24 protein-coding genes are annotated in these 25,589 nt (G+C 69.9%); 16 read left to right on the top strand and 8 right to left on the bottom strand.

Going from position 1 to position 25,589, the window contains the following annotated elements:
- Nucleotides 1-52: 52 nt before the first annotated feature.
- Nucleotides 53-1,261, bottom strand: a complete 1,209-nt coding sequence (locus tag Q9R27_RS08440) for a YibE/F family protein (RefSeq protein ID WP_311251919.1) — start codon at nucleotides 1,259-1,261, stop codon at nucleotides 53-55.
- Nucleotides 1,262-1,275: 14 nt separating this feature from the next.
- The gene (locus Q9R27_RS08435) at nucleotides 1,276-1,701 is read right to left on the bottom strand and encodes a hypothetical protein (protein WP_311251918.1); all 426 of its coding nucleotides are present in this window, start codon (nucleotides 1,699-1,701) and stop codon (nucleotides 1,276-1,278) included.
- 116 nt (nucleotides 1,702-1,817) lie between these two features.
- On the opposite strand from Q9R27_RS08435, the gene Q9R27_RS08430 reads away from it, so the two are divergent.
- The 11 genes from Q9R27_RS08430 (at nucleotide 1,818) to Q9R27_RS08380 (ending at nucleotide 16,141) form a co-directional block, all read left to right on the top strand.
- On the top strand, nucleotides 1,818-3,647 hold the full coding sequence (locus Q9R27_RS08430; RefSeq protein ID WP_311251917.1) for a methylmalonyl-CoA mutase family protein: 1,830 nt from the start codon (nucleotides 1,818-1,820) through the stop codon (nucleotides 3,645-3,647).
- Nucleotides 3,644-5,797: a methylmalonyl-CoA mutase gene (gene scpA, locus Q9R27_RS08425; RefSeq protein ID WP_311251916.1), complete on the top strand. Its 2,154-nt coding sequence runs from the start codon at nucleotides 3,644-3,646 to the stop codon at nucleotides 5,795-5,797. Before Q9R27_RS08430 ends, scpA begins: the two co-directional genes overlap by 4 nt.
- A complete protein-coding gene (gene meaB / locus Q9R27_RS08420) occupies nucleotides 5,797-6,822 on the top strand; it encodes a methylmalonyl Co-A mutase-associated GTPase MeaB (RefSeq protein WP_311251915.1) in 1,026 nt (341 codons plus the stop codon). The genes scpA and meaB overlap by 1 nt, the downstream gene beginning before the upstream one ends.
- 91 nt (nucleotides 6,823-6,913) lie before the next feature.
- A complete protein-coding gene (locus Q9R27_RS08415) occupies nucleotides 6,914-8,113 on the top strand; it encodes an amidohydrolase (RefSeq protein ID WP_311251914.1) in 1,200 nt (399 codons plus the stop codon).
- Nucleotides 8,114-8,220: 107 nt separating this feature from the next.
- A complete protein-coding gene (locus Q9R27_RS08410) occupies nucleotides 8,221-9,300 on the top strand; it encodes a BMP family ABC transporter substrate-binding protein (RefSeq protein WP_311251913.1) in 1,080 nt (359 codons plus the stop codon).
- 107 nt (nucleotides 9,301-9,407) lie between these two features.
- On the top strand, nucleotides 9,408-10,910 hold the full coding sequence (locus Q9R27_RS08405; RefSeq protein ID WP_311251912.1) for an ABC transporter ATP-binding protein: 1,503 nt from the start codon (nucleotides 9,408-9,410) through the stop codon (nucleotides 10,908-10,910).
- Nucleotides 10,907-12,013 carry an ABC transporter permease gene (locus Q9R27_RS08400; RefSeq protein WP_311251911.1) on the top strand — a complete coding sequence of 369 codons (1,107 nt, stop codon included), beginning with the start codon at nucleotides 10,907-10,909 and terminating at the stop codon, nucleotides 12,011-12,013. The genes Q9R27_RS08405 and Q9R27_RS08400 overlap by 4 nt, the downstream gene beginning before the upstream one ends.
- Nucleotides 12,010-13,269, top strand: coding sequence for an ABC transporter permease (locus tag Q9R27_RS08395; protein ID WP_311251910.1), 1,260 nt, complete (start codon nucleotides 12,010-12,012; stop codon nucleotides 13,267-13,269). The genes Q9R27_RS08400 and Q9R27_RS08395 overlap by 4 nt, the downstream gene beginning before the upstream one ends.
- A gap of 1 nt (nucleotide 13,270) precedes the next feature.
- Complete coding sequence (locus Q9R27_RS08390; RefSeq protein WP_311251909.1) at nucleotides 13,271-13,672, top strand: cytidine deaminase; 402 nt, start codon at nucleotides 13,271-13,273, stop codon at nucleotides 13,670-13,672.
- Nucleotides 13,653-14,840 (top strand): cytochrome P450, encoded by a 1,188-nt coding sequence (locus Q9R27_RS08385; protein WP_311251908.1) that lies wholly within the window; start codon nucleotides 13,653-13,655, stop codon nucleotides 14,838-14,840. Before Q9R27_RS08390 ends, Q9R27_RS08385 begins: the two co-directional genes overlap by 20 nt.
- On the top strand, nucleotides 14,837-16,141 hold the full coding sequence (locus Q9R27_RS08380) for a thymidine phosphorylase (protein WP_311251907.1): 1,305 nt from the start codon (nucleotides 14,837-14,839) through the stop codon (nucleotides 16,139-16,141). Before Q9R27_RS08385 ends, Q9R27_RS08380 begins: the two co-directional genes overlap by 4 nt.
- 6 nt (nucleotides 16,142-16,147) lie before the next feature.
- Here the strand turns inward: Q9R27_RS08380 and Q9R27_RS08375 are convergent, their stop codons facing one another.
- Nucleotides 16,148-16,600: a MaoC family dehydratase gene (locus Q9R27_RS08375; protein WP_311251906.1), complete on the bottom strand. Its 453-nt coding sequence runs from the start codon at nucleotides 16,598-16,600 to the stop codon at nucleotides 16,148-16,150.
- Nucleotides 16,601-16,685: 85 nt separating this feature from the next.
- Here Q9R27_RS08375 and Q9R27_RS08370 point away from each other — a divergent pair, with 85 nt between their 5' ends.
- Nucleotides 16,686-17,756, top strand: a complete 1,071-nt coding sequence (locus Q9R27_RS08370) for an adenosine deaminase (protein ID WP_311251905.1) — start codon at nucleotides 16,686-16,688, stop codon at nucleotides 17,754-17,756.
- Here Q9R27_RS08370 and Q9R27_RS08365 read toward each other — a convergent pair.
- The gene (locus Q9R27_RS08365) at nucleotides 17,725-18,267 is read right to left on the bottom strand and encodes a hypothetical protein (protein WP_311251904.1); all 543 of its coding nucleotides are present in this window, start codon (nucleotides 18,265-18,267) and stop codon (nucleotides 17,725-17,727) included. The genes Q9R27_RS08370 and Q9R27_RS08365 overlap by 32 nt on opposite strands.
- Entirely contained in the window at nucleotides 18,267-18,869 is a 603-nt protein-coding gene (locus Q9R27_RS08360; protein WP_311251903.1) for an ATP-binding protein, read from the bottom strand. Before Q9R27_RS08360 ends, Q9R27_RS08365 begins: the two co-directional genes overlap by 1 nt.
- Before the next feature lie 85 nt (nucleotides 18,870-18,954).
- On the opposite strand from Q9R27_RS08360, the gene Q9R27_RS08355 reads away from it, so the two are divergent.
- From Q9R27_RS08355 to Q9R27_RS08345, 3 genes are all read left to right on the top strand, one after another.
- Entirely contained in the window at nucleotides 18,955-19,419 is a 465-nt protein-coding gene (locus Q9R27_RS08355) for a hypothetical protein (protein ID WP_311251902.1), read from the top strand.
- Between the two features lie 3 nt (nucleotides 19,420-19,422).
- Nucleotides 19,423-19,896 (top strand): DUF3592 domain-containing protein, encoded by a 474-nt coding sequence (locus Q9R27_RS08350; protein WP_311251901.1) that lies wholly within the window; start codon nucleotides 19,423-19,425, stop codon nucleotides 19,894-19,896.
- A 77-nt stretch (nucleotides 19,897-19,973) separates the two neighbouring features.
- Nucleotides 19,974-21,587: a substrate-binding and VWA domain-containing protein gene (locus Q9R27_RS08345; RefSeq protein WP_311251900.1), complete on the top strand. Its 1,614-nt coding sequence runs from the start codon at nucleotides 19,974-19,976 to the stop codon at nucleotides 21,585-21,587.
- Nucleotides 21,588-21,618: 31 nt separating this feature from the next.
- On the opposite strand, the gene Q9R27_RS08340 is transcribed toward Q9R27_RS08345, so the two are convergent.
- Genes Q9R27_RS08340 through deoC form a run of 3 tightly spaced genes read right to left on the bottom strand, consistent with a single transcriptional unit; the run spans nucleotide 21,619 to nucleotide 24,909 of the window.
- On the bottom strand, nucleotides 21,619-22,488 hold the full coding sequence (locus Q9R27_RS08340) for an aldehyde dehydrogenase family protein (RefSeq protein WP_311251899.1): 870 nt from the start codon (nucleotides 22,486-22,488) through the stop codon (nucleotides 21,619-21,621).
- On the bottom strand, nucleotides 22,485-23,927 hold the full coding sequence (locus Q9R27_RS08335; RefSeq protein WP_311251898.1) for an aldehyde dehydrogenase family protein: 1,443 nt from the start codon (nucleotides 23,925-23,927) through the stop codon (nucleotides 22,485-22,487). The genes Q9R27_RS08340 and Q9R27_RS08335 overlap by 4 nt, the downstream gene beginning before the upstream one ends.
- Nucleotides 23,928-23,934: 7 nt before the next feature.
- Nucleotides 23,935-24,909, bottom strand: a complete 975-nt coding sequence (gene deoC / locus Q9R27_RS08330; RefSeq protein WP_397219659.1) for a deoxyribose-phosphate aldolase — start codon at nucleotides 24,907-24,909, stop codon at nucleotides 23,935-23,937.
- A gap of 111 nt (nucleotides 24,910-25,020) precedes the next feature.
- Between deoC and Q9R27_RS08325 the strand changes: the two genes are divergently transcribed.
- A complete protein-coding gene (locus tag Q9R27_RS08325; protein ID WP_311251897.1) occupies nucleotides 25,021-25,557 on the top strand; it encodes a hypothetical protein in 537 nt (178 codons plus the stop codon).
- Nucleotides 25,558-25,589: the final 32 nt, after the last annotated feature.

Genomic DNA, 25,589 nt, shown 5'->3' with positions numbered 1-25,589 from the left:
TGAGCGCTCTGGTCAGCGAAGGTGAGCCTTAGGTGGTGTGAGATTCGTCCGGTTACTCATCGGTCACAACATCGGGGTCCGTCGCTCCGGGCACGGTGAGTGCCGCGATCGCCGTGGTCGCCGGCACGGCCAGCACCAGCCCGATCGCCGAGGCGAGGGTGCGCATCACCTCGGCCGCGATCGACTCGTCAGTGAGGGTGTCGAGGAGGGGGCGTTCATAGAGGGCGAGGAGCAACAGGACGGCGAGTGCGGTCCCGGCATAGGCGAAGACGATGGTGTAGATCGTCGAGGCGATGTGGTCGCGTCCGATCCGCATCCCGCTGGTGAACAGCTTCAGGCGCGACATCGCCGGGGCGGCCGCGCGCAGTTCCCAGATCGCGGAGGACTGGGTGATCGTCACGTCGTTGAGCACGCCGAGCCCGGCGATGATGACCGCTGAGGTGAGCAGCCCCTGGTAATTGAGGTCCGGCGCGTGCAGCATCAGGAACTCGCTGTCGTCGCTGACCCCGCTCAACCTGGCCGCGTGGACGCCCCACATGCCGATCGCCGTGATCAGGGCGATCCCGATCAGGGTGCCGGCCAGCGCCGTACTGGTCCGGATCGACAGTCCGTGGGTCAGGTACAGCACCACGAACATGATCGCGCTGGAGCCAACCAGGGCGACCCCGATGCCGGAACTTCCTGCCAGGAGCGCGGGCAGCATGAACTTCGCGACGACGAATCCGGCGAAGACCAGGCCGAGCAGCGCCATGAACCCACGCAGGCGGGCGACCACCAGGGTCACCACCACGAAGACCACCAGGAGTGCCCCGAGCGGGAAGTCGCGCTGTGCCCCGACCCAGCCATAGATCACTGATCCCTCGGGAGTCGGGGTCCGGGCCAGCTTCACGGTGTCACCCGGCCGGAGGCCGGACTTGGCCACCGACGGTGGCACCTGGAGGAGGACCTCCTCACCGTCGACCGAGGCGGTCAGTTCGTTGCAGTGCTCGGGCCACTCCTCGCCGCTGCCGGCGGGAGCGGTCGGGTCGGCAATGATGACCGGGCAGGGCTCGGAGACGGAGACCACTTCTGCTTCGGGGAACGTGGTGCCTTCCGCGGCGTACTGGGCAGCTGCCGGGCGGTCGTCCCCACTGGGCCAGAGCACGAAGAGCCCGACCAGGGTGGCCAGGGCAAGGACCCCGAGCCCGCCGACCAGTGCGAGGCGGGGGAAGGTGCCGACCTCGACGTGGGGAACCGATGAGTGAGAGTGTGCGCCGCCCATGCGGACATCCTGTCCTACATGCTCCAGGTGCTGCGGATGACGTTCTTGACCGGGATCTCACCGCGGCCCAACGCGTCACCGATCGCTGCGATGGGCTGGCGGCTCTCGCGGAACCTGCCGGCCGGCATCTCGAACCAGGGTTGGAACCCCTTGCGGACCTCGACGATCCAGGGACGGCCGAAGAAGACTCGACCCAGCAACCAGAACGGCATCACGATCGTGCGCGCCACCCACTCCACCACGCACGCGGTGAGTAAGAGCAGGAACGGGATCAGGAAGAGGACGACCATGATCAGGGCAAGCGCGAAAACGATGGGGTTCTCGTCGACGAGATGGAGCCGGGCGGGCCACAGGTCCCAGAACCCCCTGAAGTGTCGACGCCAGGGCACCCAGCGCCGGCTGACTCGCCATGCCTGTCCCTGCGGGTCCCTGACCTTCACGGCGCGCCATCCTGCCCCGGTGCCCGGCAGTTGCAAACTTGCCGGGCAGGTGTCCACCAGATGGGAGATCTCACATCGAGTGGCCGAGACGGCCCGGTTTCCCTATTGTGCGAACCATGACTTCTGGCCCAGACACGGACCACACCCAGGACTCGTTGAGCCTGGCCGGATCCGAGGACCAGCACTCCGCCGCGGATTGGGAGAAGGCCACCGCGGCCGTGCTGCGCAAGACTCGACAGCTGGCTGACGACGCCCCCGACTCGGCGGTCTGGGAGAAGTTGACCCGCACCACCCTGGACGGGATCGAGGTGGCGCCGATCGGCACCCTCGACGCCGTTGCCGACCTGCCGGCGACCGGGGCACCCGGCGAGGCCCCCTTCACCCGTGGTCGCCTGGCCACCAAGCCCGAGATCGGTTGGGACATCCGGCCGCGGATCTACGGCCTGGCCGGCAAGGACCTCAACGAGGCGCTCCTGACCGACCTGGAGAACGGCGCCACCTCGCTGTGGCTCGAGGTCGGCACCGACCTGCCCGCTGATGGCATCGCCGGCGCGCTCGAGGGGGTCCTGCTCGACCTCGCCCCGGTCATCATGGACGCGCCGGAGGACCCGGTCGCCGCCGCCGAGGCGCTCGCTGCGGTGATTTCCGCGAGCGGCGTACGACCCCACGAGGCCACCAACCTGGGAGCCGACCCGATCGGTGCCCGGGTGCGCGGTGAGGGCGCGGTCTCCCTGGACCTGCTCGACGTGCTCGTGGAGAAGGCCCGCGCACTGGGCGTGCTCGGTGTCGTGGTCGACGGGACCGCGCTGCACGACCTTGGTGCATCGGACGCCCAGGAGCTCGGCTACACGCTGGCCGTCGGTGCGGCGTACCTGCGCCACCTGGTGGCCGGTGGCCTCTCCGTGGACGACGCCCTGGCCCAGTTCGAGTTCCGGATCGCGGCCACCGACGAACAGTTCCCGACCATCGCCAAGTTCCGCGCCGCCCGCCGCCTGTGGGCCCGTGTCGCCGAGCTCTCCGGCGCCGCGCCCGAGGCCGGTGGCCAGCGGCAGCACGCGGTCACCTCGCGGCCGATGATGGGCAAGTACGACCCCTGGGTGAACATGCTGCGCACCACCGTGGCTGCCTTCGCCGCCGGTGTCGGTGGTGCGGACGCGGTCACCGTGCTGCCCTTCGACGCGGCCCTGGGCGTCCCGGACGCGTTCGCGCGACGCATCGCCCGCAACACCAGTTCGCTGCTGATCTCCGAATCGCACGTGGCCAAGGTGGTCGACCCGGCCGGCGGTTCGTATGCCACCGAGAAGCTGACCAATGACCTGGCCCGGGCAGCCTGGGCCGAGTTCGGCCGGATCGAAGAGGCCGGTGGCATCGAGGCCGCCCTCGAGGACGGTTCGCTGCTGGCGCGGGTCGAGGCCGTGGTCGCCGAGCGCGATGCGCAGGTCGCCACCCGCAAGCGGCCGCTGACCGGGATCAGCGAGTTCCCCAACCTGGCCGAGCAGTTGCCCGAGCGGGCGCCGCACCCGAGCACGGACGTACGCCGCTACGGCGCCGCCTTCGAGGCGCTGCGCGATGAGCCCGCCACCACGCCGGTCTTCCTGGCCACCCTGGGGCCGATCGCCGCGCACACCGCGCGGGCCACCTTCGCCAGCAACCTCTTCGCCGCCGGCGGGGTCGCGGTGGAGCAGGCCGGCGCCACGGCCGACGCCGACGAACTGGTCGCGGCGTACGGCGGTCAACCGGTGGTCTGCCTGGCCGGTGCGGACAAGACGTACGCCGCATGGGGTGCCGAGGCGGTCGAGAAGCTCCGCGCCGCTGGCGCACGCCACGTCATCCTGGCCGGCAAGCCGGGGGAGAAGACCATCGCCGCCGACCTGGTCGACGACTCCGCTGCTGTCGGCGTCGACGCCCTCACCTTCCTCAACACCACCCGGGAGCACCTCGCATGAGCATCCCTGACTCCTTCGCCGGCCTGCCGCTCGACGGCGGCGCCCCGTCCGGCTCCCTGCCGACCGGCGGTGCACCCTGGGCCAGCCCCGAGGGCATCGACGTACTCCCGGTCTACGGCCCCGAGCACCTGGCCGGCCTCGACGCGCTCGACACCTGGCCGGGCTTGAGCCCGTTCCTGCGCGGCCCCTACCCGACGATGTACACCACGCAGCCGTGGACGATCCGCCAGTACGCCGGATTCTCCACCGCCGAGGAATCCAACGCCTTCTACCGCCGCAACCTGGCTGCTGGCCAGAAGGGCCTCTCGGTCGCCTTCGACCTGGCCACCCACCGTGGCTACGACTCCGACCACCCGCGGGTGCGCGGCGACGTCGGGATGGCGGGCGTGGCGATCGACTCGATCTATGACACCCGGGTCCTCTTCGACGGCATCCCGCTCGACGAGATGTCGGTCTCGATGACCATGAACGGCGCCGTGTTGCCGGTGCTCGCGCTCTACATCGCCGCTGCCGAGGAGCAGGGGGTGAAGCCGGAGCAGCTCGCGGGGACCATCCAGAACGACATCCTCAAGGAGTTCATGGTCCGCAACACCTACATCTACCCGCCGGCGCCGTCGATGCGGATCATCTCCGACATCTTCAGCTACACGGCAGCGAAGATGCCGCGGTTCAACTCGATCTCCATCTCCGGCTACCACATCCAGGAGGCCGGGGCGACCAACGACCTCGAACTGGCCTACACGCTGGCCGACGGGGTGGAGTACATCCGCGCCGGGCTGGACGCCGGGCTCGACATCGACGCCTTCGCGCCGCGGCTCAGCTTCTTCTGGGCGATCGGGATGAACTTCTTCATGGAGGTCGCCAAGATGCGCGCCGCCCGTGCCCTGTGGGCACGCCTGGTGCGCGAGTTCGAACCGAAGAACCCCAAGTCGCTCTCGCTGCGGACCCACTCGCAGACCTCCGGCTGGTCGCTGACCGCGCAGGACGTCTTCAACAACGTCGGCCGGACCGCGATCGAGGCGATGGCCGCCACCCAGGGGCACACCCAGTCGCTGCACACGAACGCCCTCGACGAGGCGATCGCGCTGCCGACCGACTTCTCCGCCCGGATCGCACGCAACACCCAGTTGCTGCTGCAGCAGGAGAGCCGCACCACTGAGGTGATCGACCCGTGGGCCGGCTCCTACTACGTGGAGAGGTTGACCCACGACCTCGCCGCCCGCGCCTGGCAGCACATCCAGGAGGCGGAGAAGGCCGGCGGGATGGCCGCCGCGATCGAGCAGGGCATCCCCAAGATGCGCATCGAGGAGGCCGCCGCCCGCACCCAGGCACGGATCGACTCCGGTGCCCAGCAGGTGATCGGGGTCAACACCTACCGCCTGGCCGCCGAGGACCCGCTGGACGTGCTCAAGGTCGACAACGACAACGTCTATCGCCAGCAGATCGCCAAACTGGAACGGCTGCGCGCCGAGCGCAACCAGGCGGATGTCGACGCCGCCCTGGAGGCCCTGACCAACTCCGCCGAGCGCGGCGCGGCCAAGGGATCCCTGGACGGCAACCTGCTCGCCCTGGCCGTGGACGCGGCCCGGGCCAAGGCCACCGTCGGTGAGATCTCCGAGGCACTGGAGAAGGTCTACGGCCGCCACCAGGCCGTGATCCGTACCATCAGCGGTGTGTACCGATCCGAAGCAGCCGAGGGCGGCAACGCCGCCGTCGATGCCGTCATCGCCGCCACCGAGGAGTTCGAGGAGGCGGAGGGACGCCGTCCCCGCATCCTGGTCGCCAAGATGGGCCAGGACGGGCATGACCGCGGCCAGAAGGTGGTCGTCACCGCCTTCGCCGACATGGGATTCGACGTCGACGTCGGCCCGCTCTTCTCCACGCCCGAGGAGGTCGCGCAGCAGGCGGTCGACGCCGACGTACACATCGTCGGGGTCTCCTCGCTCGCCGCGGGCCACCTCACCCTGCTGCCCGCGCTGAAGCAGGCGCTGGCAGACCTGGGCCGTGACGACATCATGATCGTCATCGGGGGCGTGATCCCGCCGGACGACGTACCCACCCTGCGGGAGATGGGGGCGGCCGCGGTCTTCCTGCCCGGCACCGTCATCGCCGAATCGGCGCTGGACCTGCTGGAGAAGCTGTCGTCCTGATGTCGGCAGCAAGGACGCGTCGCCAGGTGGACGTCGACGCCCTCGTCGAGGGTGTCCTCGCTGGCCGGCGCGCGGCCGTCTCCCGGTCGATCACCCTGGTGGAGTCATCGCGTCCGGACCACCGCACTGCGGCGCGCGACCTCCTGGCCCGACTGACCCCGCACGCCGGCGGATCGGTCCGGGTCGGCATCTCCGGCGTCCCGGGGGTCGGCAAGTCCACCTTCATCGAGTCGCTCGGGATGATGCTGGTCGAGCAGGGCAAGCAGGTCGGGGTGCTGGCCGTCGACCCGTCCTCGGTGCGCACCGGCGGTTCGGTGCTCGGGGACAAGACCCGGATGCCGCGCCTGTCGGCGAGCCCGGGCGCCTACATCCGTCCCTCGCCCTCGGCCGGGACCCTGGGCGGCGTCGCCCGGGCCACCACCCAGGCGATGCTGATCCTGGAGGCGGCCGGCTATGACGTGGTGCTGGTCGAGACCGTCGGCGTCGGCCAGTCCGAGGTCACCGTCTCGGGCATGGTCGACTCGTTCCTCTTCCTCACCCTGGCCCGCACCGGCGACCAGTTGCAGGGCATCAAGAAGGGCATCCTGGAGATCGTCGACGTGGTCGCGGTCAACAAGGCCGACGACCAGGGCGGCCACGCCACCGGTGAGGCCGATGCCCGGGTCGCGGCCCGCGAACTGGCCGGTGCGATGCGGATGGTCCAGGGCCATGGTGAGTGGGCACCGCCGGTGGTCACCGCCTCCGGCCTGACCAATGTCGGTGTCGACGACGTCTGGCAACGGATCATCGACCACCGCGACCACCTCGGCGAGGCAGGCCTGGCCCGCAAGCGTGCCGACCAGCAACTCGACTTCACCTGGGCCCTGGTCCGCGACGAACTCGCCGAGCGGTTGCGCCGTTCACCGGGCGTGGCTGCGATCCGCGACCAGGTGCGCAACGACGTACTGGCCGGCGAGATCGCCGCGCCCGAGGCCGCGGACCGGATCCTCGCGGCGTACGACGAGCGCCGAGACGGCACGGCTTGACGTGATTTCGCGTCGAGGCGGCGTCAATTGACGCCGCCTCGACGTCGTACGGCGTCAACACGTGCCGCCTCGGCGATAAGGTGGAGGAACCATGTCGGATGCGCGTGAGCTGGTCGCCAGCCTGATCGAGAAGTACACCCCGGAACTCATCGAGACCCGCCGGGACCTGCACGCGCACCCCGAGCTCTCCTGGTCCGAGGCACGCACCACCGAGCTGATCGCGAACCGGCTGGAACAGGCCGGGCTGCGGGTACGCCGGCTGCCGCGCAGTGGCCTGCTCGCCGAGGTCGGCGAGTCCGGCACCTGCATCGCGCTGCGTGGCGACCTGGACGCGCTCCCGGTCGAGGACCGCACCGACGACCCGTGGCGCTCCACCGTCGCCGGCGTCGCCCACGCCTGCGGCCACGACGTCCATGCCACCGCGCTGCTCGGCGCCGGGCTGGTGCTCGGCGAACTCCACGCCCACGGCCTGCTCCCCGGACGGGTCCGGCTGCTCTTCCAGCCGGCCGAGGAAGTGATGCCCGGGGGAGCACTGGAACTGGTGGCACGCGACGCACTGGTCGGCGTGGAGAAGATCTTCGGACTGCACTGCGACCCCACCCTGGACGTCGGCCAGGTCGGGTTGCGCGAGGGGGCGCTGACCGGCGCCGCGGACTCGCTCGACGTCCACCTGGTCGGCAAGGGCGGCCACACCTCGCGCCCGCACCTGACCGAGGACCTCACCTTCGCGCTCGGCAAGTTGATCACCGAACTGCCCGCGATCCTCTCGCGCCGACTCGATCCCCGCGCCGGGGTCAGCGTGGTCTGGGGCATGATCCGCTCCGGAGCCACCCACAACGTCATCCCGGCCACCGGCCATGTCGCCGGCACGGTGCGGATGCTCGACGCGGTGGCGTGGGCAGGGGCCGAGGACCTGGTCCGCGAGTGCGTCCACCAGATCGTCGCGCCGTACGGCGTCGAGGCCGAGGTGGTCTACGTGCGCGGGGTACCCCCCGTGGTCAACGACCACCAGGCGACGATGCTCTTCACCCGGGCCACCCAGCGGGTCCTGGGCGAACAGGGCGTTGCGCCCACCCTGCAGAGCCTGGGCGGCGAGGACTTCGGGTGGTACCTCGAGCACGTGCCCGGGGCGATGGCCCGGCTCGGCACCCGGAGCCCGGGCGGACCGACGTACGACCTGCACCAGGGCGACCTGCGCGTGGACGAGGGAGCCCTCCCGATCGCCGCAGCCCTGCTCGCCGAGGTCGCCCTGGCTGCCCTGGATGACGGCCGGGAGACCCCGCTCAGGTAACCGCCCGGTAACGGTTGCGCGCGGTTGGTGGCCGCGGTCCGCGACGCGGTCTAGTGTGCTGCTGAAGATCGTGCGCCAGGCCCGGCGCCCAGACATGAGGAGGCGCCTTGCGTCAACTGGCGAAGATTGCAGCCCTCGCGCTCGTCGCGACACTCTCGCTGACCAGCTGCGGCAGCGATGACAACAAGTCCGATTCCGAGGCGTGCGCAGGAGGGAACGGTCCCAAGGTCGGCCTGGCGTACGACGTCGGCGGTCGCGGCGACCAGTCCTTCAACGACTCCGCCTGGGCGGGCATGCAGAAGGCGCTCGACGAGCTGGACGCGTCCTGCATCGAGGCCAAGGCCGGTGAGAACGAGAACGACACGGTCCGTGCAGAGCGCCTGCGCACCCTGGCCGAGCAGGGCTACAACCCGGTCATCGCGGTCGGCTTCATCTACAGCCCTGCCGCTCGTGAGGTGGCCAAGGAGTTCCCCGACACCGACTTCGCGGTGATCGACGGCTACAGCCTCTTCTGCTGCGCCGACGACGAGATCGGCCAGGAACTGCCGAACCTGGTCGACCTGACCTTCGCCGAGCACGAGGGCTCCTACCTCGTCGGCGTGGTGGCGGCGCTGAAGACCGAAGCGGACCACATCGGCTTCGTCGGTGGCACGCACAGTGACCTGATCAAGAAGTTCGAGGCCGGCTACGTCCAGGGTGCCCGCTCGGTCAACCCGGACATCAAGATCGAGATCCAGTACCTCACCGAGGACCCCAACGACGGCGCCACCGGCTTCGAGAACCCCAGCGGTGGCAAGACCGCCGCCGAGGGCCAGCTCGACAAGGGTGCCGACGTGATCTACCACGCGGCCGGCAAGTCCGGACTGGGTGTCTTCCAGGCCGTCGAGGCCAAGGGCGAGGGCAACTGGGCGATCGGGGTCGACTCCGACCAGTACCTCTCGGCCAGCGAGGGCCAGAAGAAGATCATCCTGACCTCGATGCTCAAGCGCATCGACACGGCCGTCTTCGACTACATCAAGGCCTTCGCCGACGGCGAGGCGCCGGCCGGTGCGATCACCCTGACCCTGGCCGACGACGGTGTCGGATACTCCACCTCCGGTGGCTACATCGATGACATCACCGCCCAGGTCGACGAGGCCGCAGCCGGGATCAAGGACGGATCGATCACCGTCTCCCCGACGCCGTAGGGGCCTCACCACACGGTGAGCAACGACCAATGATGGACGGGTCCGGGACCGCATGATGGAATGTGGTCCCGGACCCTTCCCCCTGTTCCGAGCCTGAGGGAGGACTCATGGACGCGGTGCGAGTGGAGGGGATCGGCAAGCGATTCCCGGGCGTGATCGCCAACCACGACATTTCGTTCACGATCGAATCCGGCACCATCCACGCCATCGTGGGCGAGAACGGTGCCGGCAAGTCGACACTGATGAAGATCCTCTACGGCGTGCAGAAGCCGGACGAGGGCAGCATCTGGATCGACGAGGCACCGGTCGTGCTGAACACGCCCTCCGACGCGATCGCACGCGGCGTCGGCATGGTCTTCCAGCACTTCCAATTGGCCGACAACCTGACGGTCCTCGAGAACGTCGTCCTCGGCGCCGAGAACGTGGCCGGGATCGGCGCCGCCGCCCGACGCCGGGTGCAGGAGATCTCCGACCAGTACGGCTTCGGCCTGGACCCCGATGCCCTGGTGGCCAGCCTCGGCGTGGGACAGCGCCAGCGGATCGAGATCCTCAAGGTCCTCTACCGCGGCGCGAAGATCATCATCCTCGACGAACCGACCGCGGTGCTGGTGCCCCAGGAAGTCGAATCCCTGTTCCGCAACCTGGCCACCCTCAAGGAGCAGGGCCACACCCTGATCTTCATCTCCCACAAGCTCGACGAGGTGCTCGCGGTGGCCGACCGGATCACGGTGGTCCGCCGCGGCACATGCGTGGACACGGTCTCGCCGGAGGGGGTCACCTCGCGCCAGTTGGCCGAGCTGATGGTGGGCAGCGAACTCCCCTCGCCCGAGGCGGGCGAATCCACGGTCCGCGACGAGGTGGTCCTCGACGTACGCGACGTCGGCCTGGACGACGCCCAGGGCCGGGCGGTGCTGGCCGACATCGACCTGCACATCCGGGCCGGGGAGGTGCTGGGCATCGCCGGGGTCGAGGGCAACGGCCAGACCGAACTGGTCGAGGTGATCGTCGGGATGCTGGAGGCCAGCCGCGGCTCGATGGTGCTGGCCGGTGAGGACATCAGCAAGTGGTCGACGCGCAAGCGCCGTGCCTCCGGGATCGGCTTCGTCCCTGAGGACCGCCACCGGCACGGCCTGCTGCTGCCCGCGCCACTGTGGGAGAACCGCATCCTCGGCCACCAGACCCGTCCGCCGAGTGCCCGGCGTGGCCTGATCAACCGCCGGGGCGCGAAGCGTGATGCGCAGCGGATCATCGAGGAGTACGACGTCCGCACTCCCGGCATCGACACGGCGGCCGGCGCCCTGTCTGGGGGCAACCAGCAGAAGTTCATCGTGGGTCGTGAGATGAGCGGCCAACCCCGCCTGTTGATCGCCTCGCACCCGACCCGCGGGGTCGACGTCGGGGCCCAGGCGCAGATCTGGGGCCACATCCGCCAGGCCCGCCGCGAGGGCCTGGCGGTGCTGCTGGTCTCGGCCGACCTGGACGAGTTGATCGGCCTCTCCGACACCATCCAGGTGATGCTGCGTGGCCGCCTGGTCGGCACCTTCGACCCCCGCGACGTCACCCCGCAGGACCTTGGCTCGGCGATGACCGGAGCGGAGGGAGCCGCATGAACGCGGTCAGGACAATGCTCGCCAGGTTGGGGTGGTCCCTGGTCGCCCCGGTGCTCGCGCTGGTGATCGCGGGCATCATCACGTCCCTGATCCTGGCCGTGACGGGCAACAACGTGTCCGGCTTCTGGGACACCATCCTCACCGTGCCCAGCGAGCGGCAACTGGCCAACATCCTCAACTATGCGGGGATCCTCTACCTGGCCGGCATCGCCTGTGCGATCGGCTTCCGGATGAACCTGTTCAACATCGGCGTGGAGGGGCAATACCGGGTCGGGTCCTTCGCCGCGGCCGTGGTGGCCGGGGAAGCGTGGCTGCCCGGCCGCTGGAACATCGCCTTCGCCATCCTGGTCGCGATGCTCGCCGGGGCCGTCTGGGCCGGCATCGCCGGCATCCTGCGGGTGACCCGTGGCGTCTCGGAGGTGATCTCCACGATCATGCTCAACGCCATTGCCGGCCTGCTGGTGGGCTTCCTGATCGCCAAGGTGGGCGTCTCGACGGGCAACTCGACGAACACCAAGCGGATCCCCGGCGAGTCCACCTCCGAGGGCACCTCACTGTTCGGCCTCTTCTCGGGACCGTCGATCTACACCCTGCTCTTCCTCTCGGTGCTCAGCGGACTGGTCTTCTGGTGGGTGCTCAACCGCACCACCTTCGGCTTCAACCTCCGCGCCACCGGTACGTCGGAGACCGCTGCGGTCGCCTCCGGTGTGAGCGTGAAGAAGATGGTCGTGGTCTCGATGCTGATGTCCGGCGCCGTGGCCGGACTGGTCGGTATGCCGGTGCTCTTCGGACAGGCTCACAACTACGGCTCCTCGTTCGAGGCCGGCCTCGGGTTTGCCGGCATCGCGGTGGCCCTGCTGGGCCGCAACCACCCGATCGGGGTCGCCTTCGGTGCCCTGATCTTCGCCTTCCTGCAGGAACGGGCCGCCGTGCTCAACATCCTGGCCGGGGTCTCCCCGGACATCGTCGCGGTCAGCCAGGGCATCATCGTGCTGGCCGTGGTGATCGCCTATGAGGTGGTCCGCCGCTACCGGATCAAGCGGGAGCAGGCGGCGGTGGGCCGTGCCCTGGCCCGCACCGACACCGTGGAGGTAGCCCCATGAGTGCCGTCGTACCCGCCGTCGAGGTCCCCGAGGTGGCCCCGCGCAAGCAGGGCGGCAACGCGCTGCGCTGGCTGCTGTGGTTCGCCATCGGCTTCGTCGCCCTGGCCCTGCTCCGGGTGAGCACCGGCGCCAACGACATCAACTCCACCGGGGCGCTCCGCGCTGCACTGGTGGCCAGCATCCCGATCGCCCTGGCCGGTCTCGGCGGGCTGTGGTCCGAGCGCGCCGGTGTGGTCAACATCGGCCTCGAGGGGATGATGATCGTCGGCACCCTCGGCGCCGGCTACATGGGCTACCAGCACGGCGTCATTGCCGGCGTGCTGGGCGCCCTGGTCTTCGGTGCCATCGGCGGCGTGCTGCACGCCGTGGCCACCGTGATCTTCGGGGTCGACCACATCGTCTCCGGTGTCGCCATCAACATCATGGCCGTCGGCATCGCCGGCTTCCTGGCCGAGCAGTTCTTCGCTGACCTGCCCGGCGGTGGGCCGACCCAGTCCCCGCCGCTGCCGCACGCATGGTCGCTGAACATCGGCCCACTCGACGACCTGTGCCGCGAGATGGCCGGCAAGGGCATCTTCCTGGTCTCGGACGCCTTCTCCCTGCTCGGGGTCCTGGTCGGCGGATTCAACGCATTGACCATGCTCGCGCTGCTGCTGGCCGTGGCCACCTGGTGGATCCTGTGGCACACCGCGTTCGGGTTGCGGATCCGCTCGGTCGGCGAGTCCCCGTCGGCGGCGGAGAGCCTCGGTGTCAACGTCTACTTCTACAAGTTCGTCGCGGTCACCGTCTCCGGCGCACTGGCCGGCCTCGGCGGTGCCTACCTGGCGATGGTCTCCTTCTCCGGTTACCAGAACGGCCAGACCGGTGGGCTGGGCTACATCGGCCTGGCCGCACTGATCTTCGGCAACTGGCGCCCGGGCGGGCTGATGATCGGCGCCGGCATCTTCGGCTACACCCAGGCGATCCAGTTGCGTGGCGGCACCGAGTCGCTGCACGCCCTGCTGCTCGGCATCGCCGTGGCACTCGTCTGCGTGGCGGTGTGGCAGGCGCGACGCAGGCTCTGGTCCAAGGTGATCGGTGCCGGTCTCGGCGCCCTGGTCTTCTTCGTCTGGTTCTTCGCCACCGACGAGGTGCCCCGGCACTTCACCGGGATGGCGCCGTACGTGACGACGCTGCTGGTGCTCGCCCTGTTCGCCCAGCAACTGCGGATGCCGGCCGCGGACGGCCAGACCTACCGCAAGGGATCGGCAGGCTGACGTGGCCGGGACGGAGATCGACTGGGCAGCGTTGACCAAGCAGGCGGTGGCCGCGATGCGCCGCGCCTACGCGCCGTACTCGGACTACCAGGTCGGGGCGGCGGCGCTGGTCGACGACGGCCGCGTCGTGGCCGGTTGCAACGTGGAGAACGCGGCGTACGGCGTGGCGCTGTGCGCCGAGTGCGGCCTGGTCTCGCAACTGCACATGAGCGGGGGCGGCCGGCTCACCCACCTGGTCTGTGTCAACAAGGCAGGCGAGGTGATCATGCCGTGTGGCCGGTGCCGGCAACTGCTGATGGAGAGCGGTGGCCCGGACATGCAACTGATGACCAGTGCCGGCGTACGCACCATGGAGGAGATCCTCCCCGACTCGTTTGGACCCCATGCGCTCGACAACGTTTGACTTCACCTCCCCGGCCGTGATCGCCGACCCCTACCCCCACTTCGCCGCCGAGCGGGAACTGGGGGAGGTGGCCTGGCACGAGCCGTCCCGGATGTTCCTCACCTTCAGCCACGCCGCCGCCAGCGCGGTGCTGCGCAACCGCAACCTGGGCCGGCTGTGGACCGACCGGGAGCCGGTCGCCGAGCTCGAACCGTTCAACATGCTGCACCGCAACCAGATGATGGAGAACGAGCCGCCGGTCCACACCCGGCTGCGACGACTGGTCACCAAGGCCTTCGCCCGCGGCCACGTGGAGCGGCTCCGCCCCCGGGTCCGTGAGCTTGCCGCGGGCCTGTTGGCCGAGGTCGACCGTGACGACTTCGACGTGATCGGCCAGTACGCCGAACCCCTCCCGGTGCTGGTGATCGCCGAACTGCTCGGCGTACCGACCTCGCTGGTGCCCGAATTGCGCGACTGGTCGCAGGCGATCGTGCGGATGTATGAGGTGGACCCCGACCAAGCGGTCGTCGACGCCGCAGTCTCGGCCGCCGTCGACTTCACGGCCGCGGTCCGGGAGATCGCCAAGGCCCGCGAGACCGACCCGCAGCCCGACCTGATCACCGACCTGGTGGCCGCCCGCGACGGCGCAGCCCGGCTGAGCGAGGACGAAGTGGTCGCCTCGGCAGTGCTGTTGCTCAACGCCGGCCACGAGGCCACCGTGAACGTCTTCGGCAATGGCCTAGTCGCGATGCTGGAGCGCGACATCCGCCCCACCGCCGACCAGGTCGAGACCTGCGTGGAGGAGATGGTCCGCTTCGACGCCTCGGCACAGCTCTTCGTCCGCACAGCGATCACCGACGTCGAGGTGGCGGGACAACCGATCGCTGCGGGCCAGCGGATCGCGGCGTTGCTCGGCGCCGCCAACCGGGACCCGGCCGTCTTCGAACGACCCGACGAGTTCCTGGTCGACCGGGACGACAACCCACACATCGGATTCGGTGCCGGGCTGCACTTCTGCCTGGGCGCGCCGCTGGCCCGGATGGAACTCGTCGAGTCGGTGGGCTTCCTCTTCGACCAGATGCCGGGGCTGGCGTTCACCGCCGACCCAGTCTCACGGGGGACCTTCGTGCTGCGTGGGTATGAGTCCGTGCGGGTGGGCCAGGGGGCCGGGGAAGGGATGAGGCTGTGAGCGAGCACGATGCGGTCGAGGTGATCGCCGCCAAGCGTGACGGTGCGGCGTTGAGCGACAGCCAGATCGACTGGGTGATCGCCAACTACACCAACGGCGAGGTGGCCGACGAGCAGATGTCGGCGCTGGCGATGGCGATCCTGCTCAACGGCATGGACCGCCGCGAGATCGCCCGCTGGACACAGGCGATGATCGCCTCCGGCGAACGGATGGACTTCTCCTCACTGTCACGCCCGACCGCCGACAAGCACTCCACCGGTGGCGTGGGGGACAAGATCACCCTGCCACTGGCGCCGCTGGTGGCCGCCTGCGGTGTCGCGGTGCCGCAGCTCTCCGGGCGCGGGCTGGGCCACACCGGTGGCACCCTGGACAAACTGGAGGCGATCCCTGGTTGGCGGGCGGCATTGTCGAACGCCGACATGCTCGCCCAACTGCAGGAGATCGGGGCGGTGATCTGCGCTGCTGGTTCCGGCCTGGCCCCGGCGGACAAGAAGCTCTACGCGCTGCGCGATGTGACCGGCACCGTCGAGGCGATCCCGCTGATCGCCTCCTCGATCATGAGCAAGAAGATCGCCGAGGGCACCGGTTCACTGGTCCTCGACGTCAAGGTCGGCACCGGCGCCTTCATGAAGGACTTGCCCCGGGCCCGCGAGCTCGCCGAGACCATGGTCGCGCTCGGCACCGGTGCCGGCGTGCACACGGTTGCGCTGCTCACCGACATGTCCACCCCGCTCGGCCTCACCGCCGGCAACGCGATCGAGGTCGCCGAGTCGGTCGAGGTGCTCGCCGGGGGCGGACCTGCCGACGTGGTCGAGCTGACCGTGGCGCTGGCCCGCGAGATGCTCGCCGGGGCCGGCATCAGCGACGTTGACCCGGCGGAGAAGTTGGCGGACGGGTCCGCGATGGACGTCTGGAAGGCGATGATCCGTGCCCAGGACGGTGACCCCGACGCACCCCTGCCGACGGCGCGGGAGGAGCACGTTGTGACGGCACCGACCACCGGCAGGCTGGTCCGCCTGGATGCGATGGCGGTCGGGATGGCCGCGTGGCGACTCGGTGCCGGGCGGGCCCGACAGGGCGCCGAGGTCCAGGCCGGTGCCGGGGTCGTGTGGCATGCGCGCCCGGGCGACGAGGTGCGCCAGGGCACGCCGCTCTTCACCTTGCTCACCGATGAGCCTGAGCGGTTCGACCGCGCGCTGGCCTCGCTCGAGGGCGGCTTCGACATCGCTCCTGCAGGCAGCGCTGAGGTGACGGCGTACGCCGCGGAGCCGTTGGTGATCGACCGGGTGGTCGCCGACTGACGGAGCTCAGGGCAACAGCAGGACCACGGTCTCCGCGACGCAGGCCGGCTTCTCCTCGCCCTCGATCTCGATGGTGTGGCCCACCACGAGCTGCTTGCCGGCGGGGATGTCGGTGACCTCCTTGAAGGAGACGTGCGAGCGGATCCGCTTGCCGACCAGCAGGGGAGTGGGGAAGCGGACCTTGTTCACGCCGTAGTTGAGCTTGGCGCCGGGCGTCTGCAGCTTGAAGATCTGGCTGCCCAGCCACGGGATCAGCGACAGGGTGAGATAGCCGTGGGCGATGGTGCCGCCGAAGGGACCATCCTTTGCCCGCTCCAGGTCGACGTGGATCCACTGGTGGTCGCCGGTGGCGTCGGCAAAGGCGTTGACCCGGCGCTGGTCGATGGTGACCCAGTCGCTGGTGCCCAGCTCGGTCCCGGCCGCCTCGGACAGTTCGTCAAAAGTGCTGAAGACTCGCATGGCCTGACGATAGCCGGAATCGGGTGGTCTGGGGATGGGGTGCGGCACGGATTCCGCGGACAGTTCTTGCTGCCATGATGGACACATGGTGCTCACCACCGACGACGTACGCCGACTGCCCAAGGTGCTCCTGCACGACCACCTCGACGGTGGGTTGCGCCCCGGCACGGTGGCCGAACTGGCAGCCGAGGTCGGGCACCCCTTGCCGGTCGAGGATCCGGCGCAGCTCGGTGCCTGGTTCGCCGAGGCGGCGAACTCGGGGTCGTTGGTGCGGTACCTGGAGACGTTCGACCACACGGTCGCGGTGATGCAGACGGCGTCGGCGTTGCGGCGGGTGGCGCGTGAGTGCGTGGAGGACCTGGTCGACGACGGAGTCGTCTATGCCGAGATCCGCTATGCCCCCGAGCAGCATCTTGAGGGTGGACTCACCCTGGACGAGGTGGTCGCTGCGGTGCAGGCCGGGTTCGACGAGGCGGTCGCCGCCAGCAGCGGGGCGATCCTGGTGCGCCAGTTGCTCACCGCGATGCGCCACCAGGCCCGCTCGATGGAGATCGCCGAGCTGTCGGTTGCGTGGCGCGATCGTGGCGTGGCCGGCTTCGACATCGCCGGCGCCGAGGACGGGTTCCCGCCGACCCGGCACCTGGATGCGTTCGAGTTCCTGCAGCGTGAGAACGCGCACTTCACCATCCATGCCGGGGAGGCGTTCGGGCTTCCGTCGATCTGGCAGGCGATCCAGTGGTGCGGCGCGGACCGGCTCGGTCACGGCGTACGGATCGTCGACGACATCACCGTGGCCGAGGACGGCACCGCTGAGCTGGGTCGGTTGGCGGCGTACGTGCGCGACATGCGGATCCCGCTGGAGATGTGCCCGGCGTCCAACGTGCAGACCGGCGCCGCGGCTTCGATCGCCGAGCACCCGATCGGACTGCTCACCAGGCTCCGGTTCCGGGTCACCGTCAACACCGACAACCGGCTGATGAGCGGCACCTCGATGACGGCCGAGATGACCTCGCTGGTCGAGGCGTTCGGGTTCGACCTGGCCGACCTGCAGTGGTTCACGATCAACGCGATGAAGTCGGCGTTCCTGCCCTTCGACGAGCGGTTGGCGATCATCAACGAGGTGATCAAGCCGGGGTACGCCGCGGCAGCACGCTGAACCACGGCACCTGCCACCCCGCCAGACCGACCGCACCGGCGACGAACCGCTCCGCCTCAAGACGTAGGTACCGCCCACTGGCCGGCTCATAAGTGGTCAACTCCGCGTCCAGGACGAGCACCACGTGCCGGGGCAACCACCGGTTGCCGACGTAGAGCGGCACCGGGAGGCCGGGGCGCACTGCGGCGCGAATCTCCGCCAGAGCCTGCGCGCGGCGATGCGGCCAGATGGCGCCCAACCGGTACGGCGTACCGGTGGTGCCCTGCAGTTGTCGCGCGATCGCCCACGGGGGAGTGCCCAACGTCCGCGGCCACGGCGCCTGCAACCGACCGGCCACATCCGCGCTCGAGGTGACCCGACGGTGCATGGCGAGCACCTCTGCCCGCCACAGGTCAGGCCCGGCCAGGCGTGCGGCGTATGCCGGGTTGCGCAGCATCTGGGCCATCACCAGCACGGACGCCCCGCAACTGCGGGCATCAGGCTGCGCGAAGCGCCGCGACGACGGATCCATCAGCGGCCCACCACCAGCCGGGTGATCTCGGCATACGCCTGCTCGGGACGCGCCACCCGACACCCCTTGGCGACGGCATCGGCGACCACGCGTCGCTGCGCCCGGGCCAACACGAAACCACGGCGAAGCAACACCAGCGGCGGCTTGCGATGCTCGCGCAGGTCCCGGGTCAGGCGGCGCCAGAAGGTGAGGACCGGATGCTGGGTGATGCAGTACGCCGCAGCGATCCGGCCCTGCTGTCGCAAGGGGGCAACCACGTCCTGGGCGAAGATGCCCTCGGCCACGAAGAACGGGGCGTCTCCGAGGTCGAGCACCCGTGACCCGCAACGACCGTTGCGAGCGATCTCATAGACCGGCACCTCGGTCCGCCCGGTCCGGCAGAGTTCGGTCATGGCAGCGACCGCATCGTCCGGCAGCCAGGAGTCCGGATGGTCCCAATCCACAAGTCCGGTGTTTGCGCCACCGGTGATCACGGGCAGAGTGGGATCGTCGCCGTCCTTGTAGAAGTCGTCCAGGCGCAGCACCGGCAGTCCCAGGCGCTGGGCCAGCCGGGACTTCCCGGCCCCGGAGGGACCAGCAAGGACGATGGCGAGGGAGGGCACCGCGACATTGTGCCCGATCAAGCGCGGCTGTCGACCAGGCGAGGCAGGGACGACCGACGAGACGAGCAGGAAGGAGGCGACGAGGATGACCGTGAGGGACCAGGACCAGGTGCGTGCCAGGATCGTGACCTGGCTGCGCAGCGTGTTGGTGCTCTGCGGAGTCTTCGCGCTGATCCGCTGGATCTCGGACGAGGAACCCACCTGGGCCCTCCTCGGGGCACTGCTGGCGACCACCGTCGGTCTCGTGGTGTGGCAGGTGGCCGCGCGCACCGTCACGCTCAAGGTCGGCCGTGACGGCATCCGGGTCACCGGACGCCGACTCACCTGGTCCGAGGTGCGCTCCATTACCGTGCTGCCGGGGCAGGTCCGCCTCCACGTCGAGGGCGAGCGGTCCCTCCCCGCCGGGAGCAAGGGACGCATCATCGATCCCGACGCCGACAACTCCGAGCAGATCGTGATCGCCGTTCCGGACGAGCGCGGGGACGACGTCGCGCGGGCGATCCGCGAGCACGCGCCGGACTCGGTGCGCCTGAGCGGCATCGGAGCCTGAGGCGTGTTCACCCTCGTCTGCCTGGTGGCCGCAGCTGGCTGCTTCGGATGCGGTGGCTGGTTTGTTTTCCGCGGGCGCCGGGGCCGCGCAGCAGCTGACGACTTCCTGCGCCACGGGATCGTCATCCCGGCCAGGGTGGTCGAGATGCGCAGTCGCTTCGTCGAGCCGAGCTTCCACCGCGAGACCTCCACCCGGCTCTCGTACTTCCCGGTCGTCGAGTTCGCCCTCGGCGACGGACGCATCGTCCAGGCCGAGTCGATGAGCGGCGCGACGCCGGCCCCGGCGAAGGTGGGGGAGACCGTGGACGTGGTCTTCCACCGGGACGACCCGACCCGGGTCTCACTGCTCACGTCGATGGCCCGCCCCGGCGCTGTCAGCTGGGCGCACCAGGTGCTCGGGGTGGTGATCTGTTGCTTCGGTGGCGTGGTGATCGCCTTCTGGGCGCTGCTCAAGCTGGTGCTCGGGGTGCCGATCTGATCCAGTCCGGTTTCTCCCTTTCGCGTCCGGTGCACTAACCTGCCTTGCGTTTCCAGTCCCAGGCGTAGGGAGGCGTCATGAGTACTGGACATCACGCTCGGGAGCGCGACACGACCCTGCGGGGCCGCATCGTCATCGGCTTGATCGTCCTGGCCCTGCTGCTCGCTGCCCTCTTCGTGTGGCGTGCCCGGACCTCACCAGCAGCAGATGGATGTGCCTCGCCGCCCACCGCGACCGTGGTCAGCGCGCCGGACCTCGCGCCCGCGCTCACCGCCACCGTCGCCGCGATGCGCGCAGAAGGCTGGTGCGCCGCGATCACCGTGGAGGCGCGGCAGAGCAGCGAGGTCTTCGCCGACCTCGCCACCGGTGCCGGGCAGGGGAGTGGTGACCTGTGGGTCCCTGACTCCGACGTGTGGCTGGACCAGCTCGCCGCTGACGGCGTACGGCCCCAGGTGTTGATCCCGTCCCTGGCCAGCACTCCGGTGGTGCTCGCGGGTGGTCCGTCGGCCAAGGCGCCGGAGTCGTGGTCTGCTGCGCTGGCCGCGGCCAGCCTGGTCCTGCGCGACCCGCAGCAGGAAGCGGCCTCGGCGCTGGCCCTGGCCGCACCCCGCGCAGAACAGGAGACCTCCGGCGTCTCGAGCGAGGAGATCAGCGCCCGACTGGTGCCCGTCGCCCAGCGGTACGGCGCCCGCAGCGACTCCGAACCGACCCCGATCGAGGAACTGCTCGCCTCGGTCACTACGACCACCAAGGTGCTGGTCCCGGTCACCGAGCAGGCCTACCTCGCTGCCCGCCCGGGCAACCGGCGCCTGGTCGCGGTCGTGCCCGACACCGGGACCCTCACCCTGACCTATCCGCTGGTCGCCCTGGACCCGGCTGCGCAGGAGAACCGCGCCGTCCAGGCGTTGCTGGACTACCTGGGTCGACCGCAGGGCTCCGCCGCCCTCGCCGACCACGGCTTCCGCGCGGCAGGCGGCGCGCCACTGGACGGCATCGGGGTGGGCGAGGTGGAGGTCCTCACCAGGCCCGAGCCGGCCGAGATGGCCGCCGACCTGCGGATGTGGGACGTGCTGACCGTCCCCTCCAGCATCCTGGCCGTGATCGACGCGTCCGGCTCGATGGACTTCCGGGTCCCGGGCGCCGGCACCCGGATGGAGCTAGCCACCAGCGCCGCGGCGACCGCACTGGAAACCTTCCCCGACCAGGCACGGGTGGGCCTGTGGCTCTTCTCCATCGACCAGGGTGGCCCCGGCATCGACCACCGCGAACTGGTGCCGCTGCGCCGCCTCGACGACGAGGTCGAGGGCAGCACCCAGCGCGAGGTGCTGGCACCGTGGCTGGTCGAGGCGCTCGACCTGACCAACGGCGGCACCGGCCTCTATGACACCGCGCTCGCGGCGTACCGCAGTGCCCAGGAGTCGTACGACCCGGCGTACTTCAACGCCGTCGTGCTGCTCACCGACGGTGCCAACGAGGACCCCGGCTCCATCGAGCTCGACAAGCTGCTCGCCACCCTGCGGGCCGAGCGGGACCCGGAGCGGCCGGTGCGGATCATCGCGATCGGGATCTCCGAGGACGCCGACATGGACGCGCTGACCCAGATCGCCGAGGCCACCGGCGGCAGTGCCTACGCCGCCCTCGACCCGCGCGACATCCTCGACGTGATCAGCAAGGCGCTGCTGGCCCGTTGACACCCGGCGCCGGGCCGTCAGGTGCCGGGCGTCAGGTGCCGATCGGGTGCCAGACGGTCTTCGTCTCCAGCACGCCGGTCATCCGGTCGATGCCCGGGTCCTCGGACCAGTCCGGCTCGGTGGCCGGGGCGCGGCGTACCCGCTTCAGGTTCTCCGCAGCCGCCACCTCCAGCTCGCGCGCCAGGTCCGCCTCGCCCGCGACCCCGGTGAGGTCGATCGCGTTGACGTCCATGTGCGCAGCCAGCCACGGACCGATCGTCGCCGCGGACCCGGTCAGGATGTTGACCACGCCGCCGGGCACGTCCGAGGTGGCCAGCACCTCGGCGAAGGTGACCGCTGGCAGCGGCCGCTCGTGCGAGGAGACCACCACCACCGTGTTGCCGACCGTGATCGCCGGGGCGATCACCGAGACCAGGCCGAGCAGGCTGGATCCCTGCGGGGCCAGCACCGCCACCACGCCGGTCGGCTCGGGGGTGGACAGGTTGAAGAACGGCCCGGCCACCGGGTTGGCGCCGCCGGTGACCTGGGTGATCTTGTCGGCCCACCCGGCGTACCAGACCAGCCGGTCGATCGCCTCGTCGACGACCTTGTTCGCCCGCGCCGCGGTCAACCCCTCCGACTTCTGCACCGCATCGACGAACTGCGGGCGGCGATCCTCCATCACCTCGGCGATCCGGTAGACGATCTGCGCCCGGTTGTACGCCGTCCGGCCGGACCAGCCGCCGAACGCCTTCCGGGCCGCCACGGCGGCGTCCCGGGCGTCCTTGCGGGAGGCGAGCGAGGCGTTGGCCATGAACTTCCCCTTCGCGTCGTTGACCACGTAGGAGTGGCCCGACTCCGAGCGCGGGAACGCGCCACCGATGTAGAGCTTGTAGGTCTTGCGGACGTCGATGCGGCTCATCGTGCCCCCTCCTCGGACTGCAGATAGCCCTCGAGCCCGTGCCGGCCGCCCTCGCGGCCATAGCCAGACTCCTTGTAGCCACCGAACGGGCTGGTCGGGTCGAACTTGTTGAACGTGTTGGCCCACACCACGCCGGCGCGGAGCTGGTCGGCCATCCACAGGATCCGCGACCCCTTGTCGGTCCAGATCCCCGCGGAGAGCCCGTACGGCGTGTTGTTGGCCTTCTCGACCGCCTCGGCGGGCGTGCGGAACGTCAGCACCGAGAGCACCGGGCCGAAGATCTCCTCACGGGCGATCCGGTGCGCCTGGGTGACCCCGGTGAAGAGGGTGGGGGCGAACCAGAAGCCCCGCTCCGGCAGGTCGCAGGCCGGCGACCAGCGGCCGGCCCCCTCGTCCTCGCCGACCCTGGTGAGCTCGGTGATCCGGGCCAGTTGTTCGGCGGAGTTGATCGCGCCGACGTCGGTGTTCTTGTCCAGCGGGTCGCCGACCCGCAGCGTGGACATCCGCCGCTTGAGCCGCTCCAGCACCTCGTCGGCGACGCTCTCCTGGACCAGCAACCGGCTGCCGGCACAGCAGACGTGGCCCTGGTTGAAGAAGATCCCGTTGACGATGCCCTCCACGGCCTGGTCGATCGGGGCGTCGTCGAAGACGATGTTGGCGGCCTTGCCGCCGAGTTCGAGGGTGACCCGCTTGTCGGTGCCGGCCACCGCCTTGGCGATCGCCCGGCCGACGTCGGTGGAGCCGGTGAAGGCGACCTTGTCGACGTCCTTGTGGGAGACCAGGTGGCGCCCGGTCTCCCCGGCGCCGGTGACGATGTTGACCACGCCGGGCGGGAGGTCGGCCTGCTGGCAGATCTCGGCGAAGAGCAGCGCGGTCAGGGGAGTGGTCTCGGCTGGCTTGAGGACCACGGTGTTGCCGGCCGCCAGGGCCGGTGCGATCTTCCAGGCCAGCATCAGCAACGGGAAGTTCCACGGGATCACCTGCGCGGCGACCCCGAGGCTGCGGGTGCCATAGCCGCTGTACTCCAGTTTGTCGGCCCAGCCGGCGTAGTAGAAGAAGTGCGCTGACGCGATGGGTACGTCGACGTCGCGGGACTCCTTGATCGGCTTGCCGTTGTCGATCGACTCGAGCACGGCGAGTTCACGGCCGCGTTCGGCGATGATCCGGGCGATCCGGTAGAGGTACTTGGCGCGCTCCTTGCCGGGCATCTTGCCCCAGGCCCGGGAATGCGCCCGACGGGCCGCCTTGACCGCAGCGTCGACGTCGGCCTCGCTGGCCTCGGCGACCTCGGCCAGGACCTCCTCGGTGGCGGGGTTGACCGTCTTGAAGCTGGTGCCGGTGCCGTCGACGAACTCGCCGTTGACGAAGAGGCCGTAGGACGCCTTGATGTCGACGATGCTGCGTGACTCGGGGGCCGGTGCGTAGTCGAAGTCAGCCATCTCTGCCTCAGTCCAGGGTGAAGTAGTCGGGGCCGGAGTAGCGGCCGGTGGTCATCTTCGTGCGCTGCATCAGCAACTCGTTGAGCAGCGAGGAGGCTCCGAAGCGGAACCAGTCCGGATCCAGCCAGTCGGGTCCGGCGACCTCGTTGACCATGACCAGGTATTTGATCGCGTCCTTGGCGGTCCGGATCCCGCCGGCGGGCTTCACGCCGACCATCTGCCCGGTCGCCTCACGGAAGTCGCGCACGGCCTCCAGCATCACCAGGGTGACTGGCAGCGTGGCGGCTGGCTGCACCTTGCCGGTGGAGGTCTTGATGAAGTGGCCGCCGGCCATCATCGCCAGCCAGGAGGCACGGCGTACGTTGTCGTAGGTCTGCAGTTCGCCGGTCTCGAAGATCACCTTCAGGTGGGCGCCCGGGTTGGTCGCGTCGCAGGCCTCCCGGATCGCGACGATCTCGTCGTACACGTCGAGGTAGCGGCCGGCCAGGAAGGCGCCGCGGTCGATCACCATGTCGATCTCGTCGGCGCCCGCCTCGATCGCGTCGCGGGTGTCGGCCAGCTTGATGTCCAGCGCCGCGCGGCCGCTGGGGAAGGCCGTGGCCACCGCGGCGACGTGTACGCCGCTGTCGCCCAGGGTCTCCTTTGCCACCCCGACCATGTCGGGATAGACGCAGACGGCGGCGGTCTGCGGGCAGGACGGATCGGCCGGGTCGGGGCGCATCGCCTTGTTGGCCAGGGCGCGCACCTTGCCGGGGGTGTCGGCGCCCTCCAGGGTGGTCAGGTCGACCATCCGGATGGCCAGGTCGAGGGCGTAGGCCTTGGCCGTGGTCTTGATCGACCGGGTGCCCAGTGATGCGGCGCGGGCCTCGGCGCCGACCTGGTCGACGCCGGGCAGGCCATGGAGGAATCGGCGCAGTGATTCGTTCGACGAGGTGACGTCGGCGAAACTGTGCGCGGCGGGAGCGGCGGAGGTGTTCGTCACCGGTCCAGCATAGGGTTGATCGTGGCCCCGGCAAGGGAGCCGGGATCACAACCGGGCAACAGTGCCGGTGGGCACGCGATGGCAGAGTGGCGGACCAGCCAAGGAGGGGCCGTGGGGCACCAGCACGACTTCGGGTCGGACAACGGCCGTTTCATCGGCGCCTTCGGGCTCGCGCTGGTCGCTGCCGTGGTGGTCGCCCTGCTCGCCGACGGCCTGGCCGGTCGTGGGCCAGCAGTGCTCGCTGCCTGTGGTGCCGCTGCGGTCGGGTTGTGGTGCCTCTTCCTGCGTCCGAAGGTGACCATCGACGGTCCGGCGCTGCGCTTGCGCAACAGTTTCTCGGACACGGTGATCCCGTTGGCGGAGGTCACCGACGTCACGGTCGAGCTCTACCTGAAGGTGACCGCGGCGGGCCGGTTGCACCGCTCGAATGCCTTCTCGCGCACCCGCCGCGAGATCAACTCTGCGGCCCGCGTGCCGGACCCGATGAAGAACATGGCCGACCTGGTGGAGGTGCGGGTGGCGCACCTGGCCGACGAGGCCCGGACCGCTCGTGAACCCGGCGGTGCTGCCGTGACCACCCCGGCCTGGCCCGAGATCGGCGTGCTGGTGGCCTGCCTGGTGGCCAGCGCAGTGCTCTTTCTGGTCTGACTACCGCGTCGGCCCTGGGAGGGCAGCGCGTC

Source organism: Nocardioides sp. AE5, assembly GCF_031844485.1.
Lineage (GTDB): Bacteria > Actinomycetota > Actinomycetes > Propionibacteriales > Nocardioidaceae > Nocardioides.
This window is presented reverse-complemented; position numbering and strand designations above follow the sequence as displayed.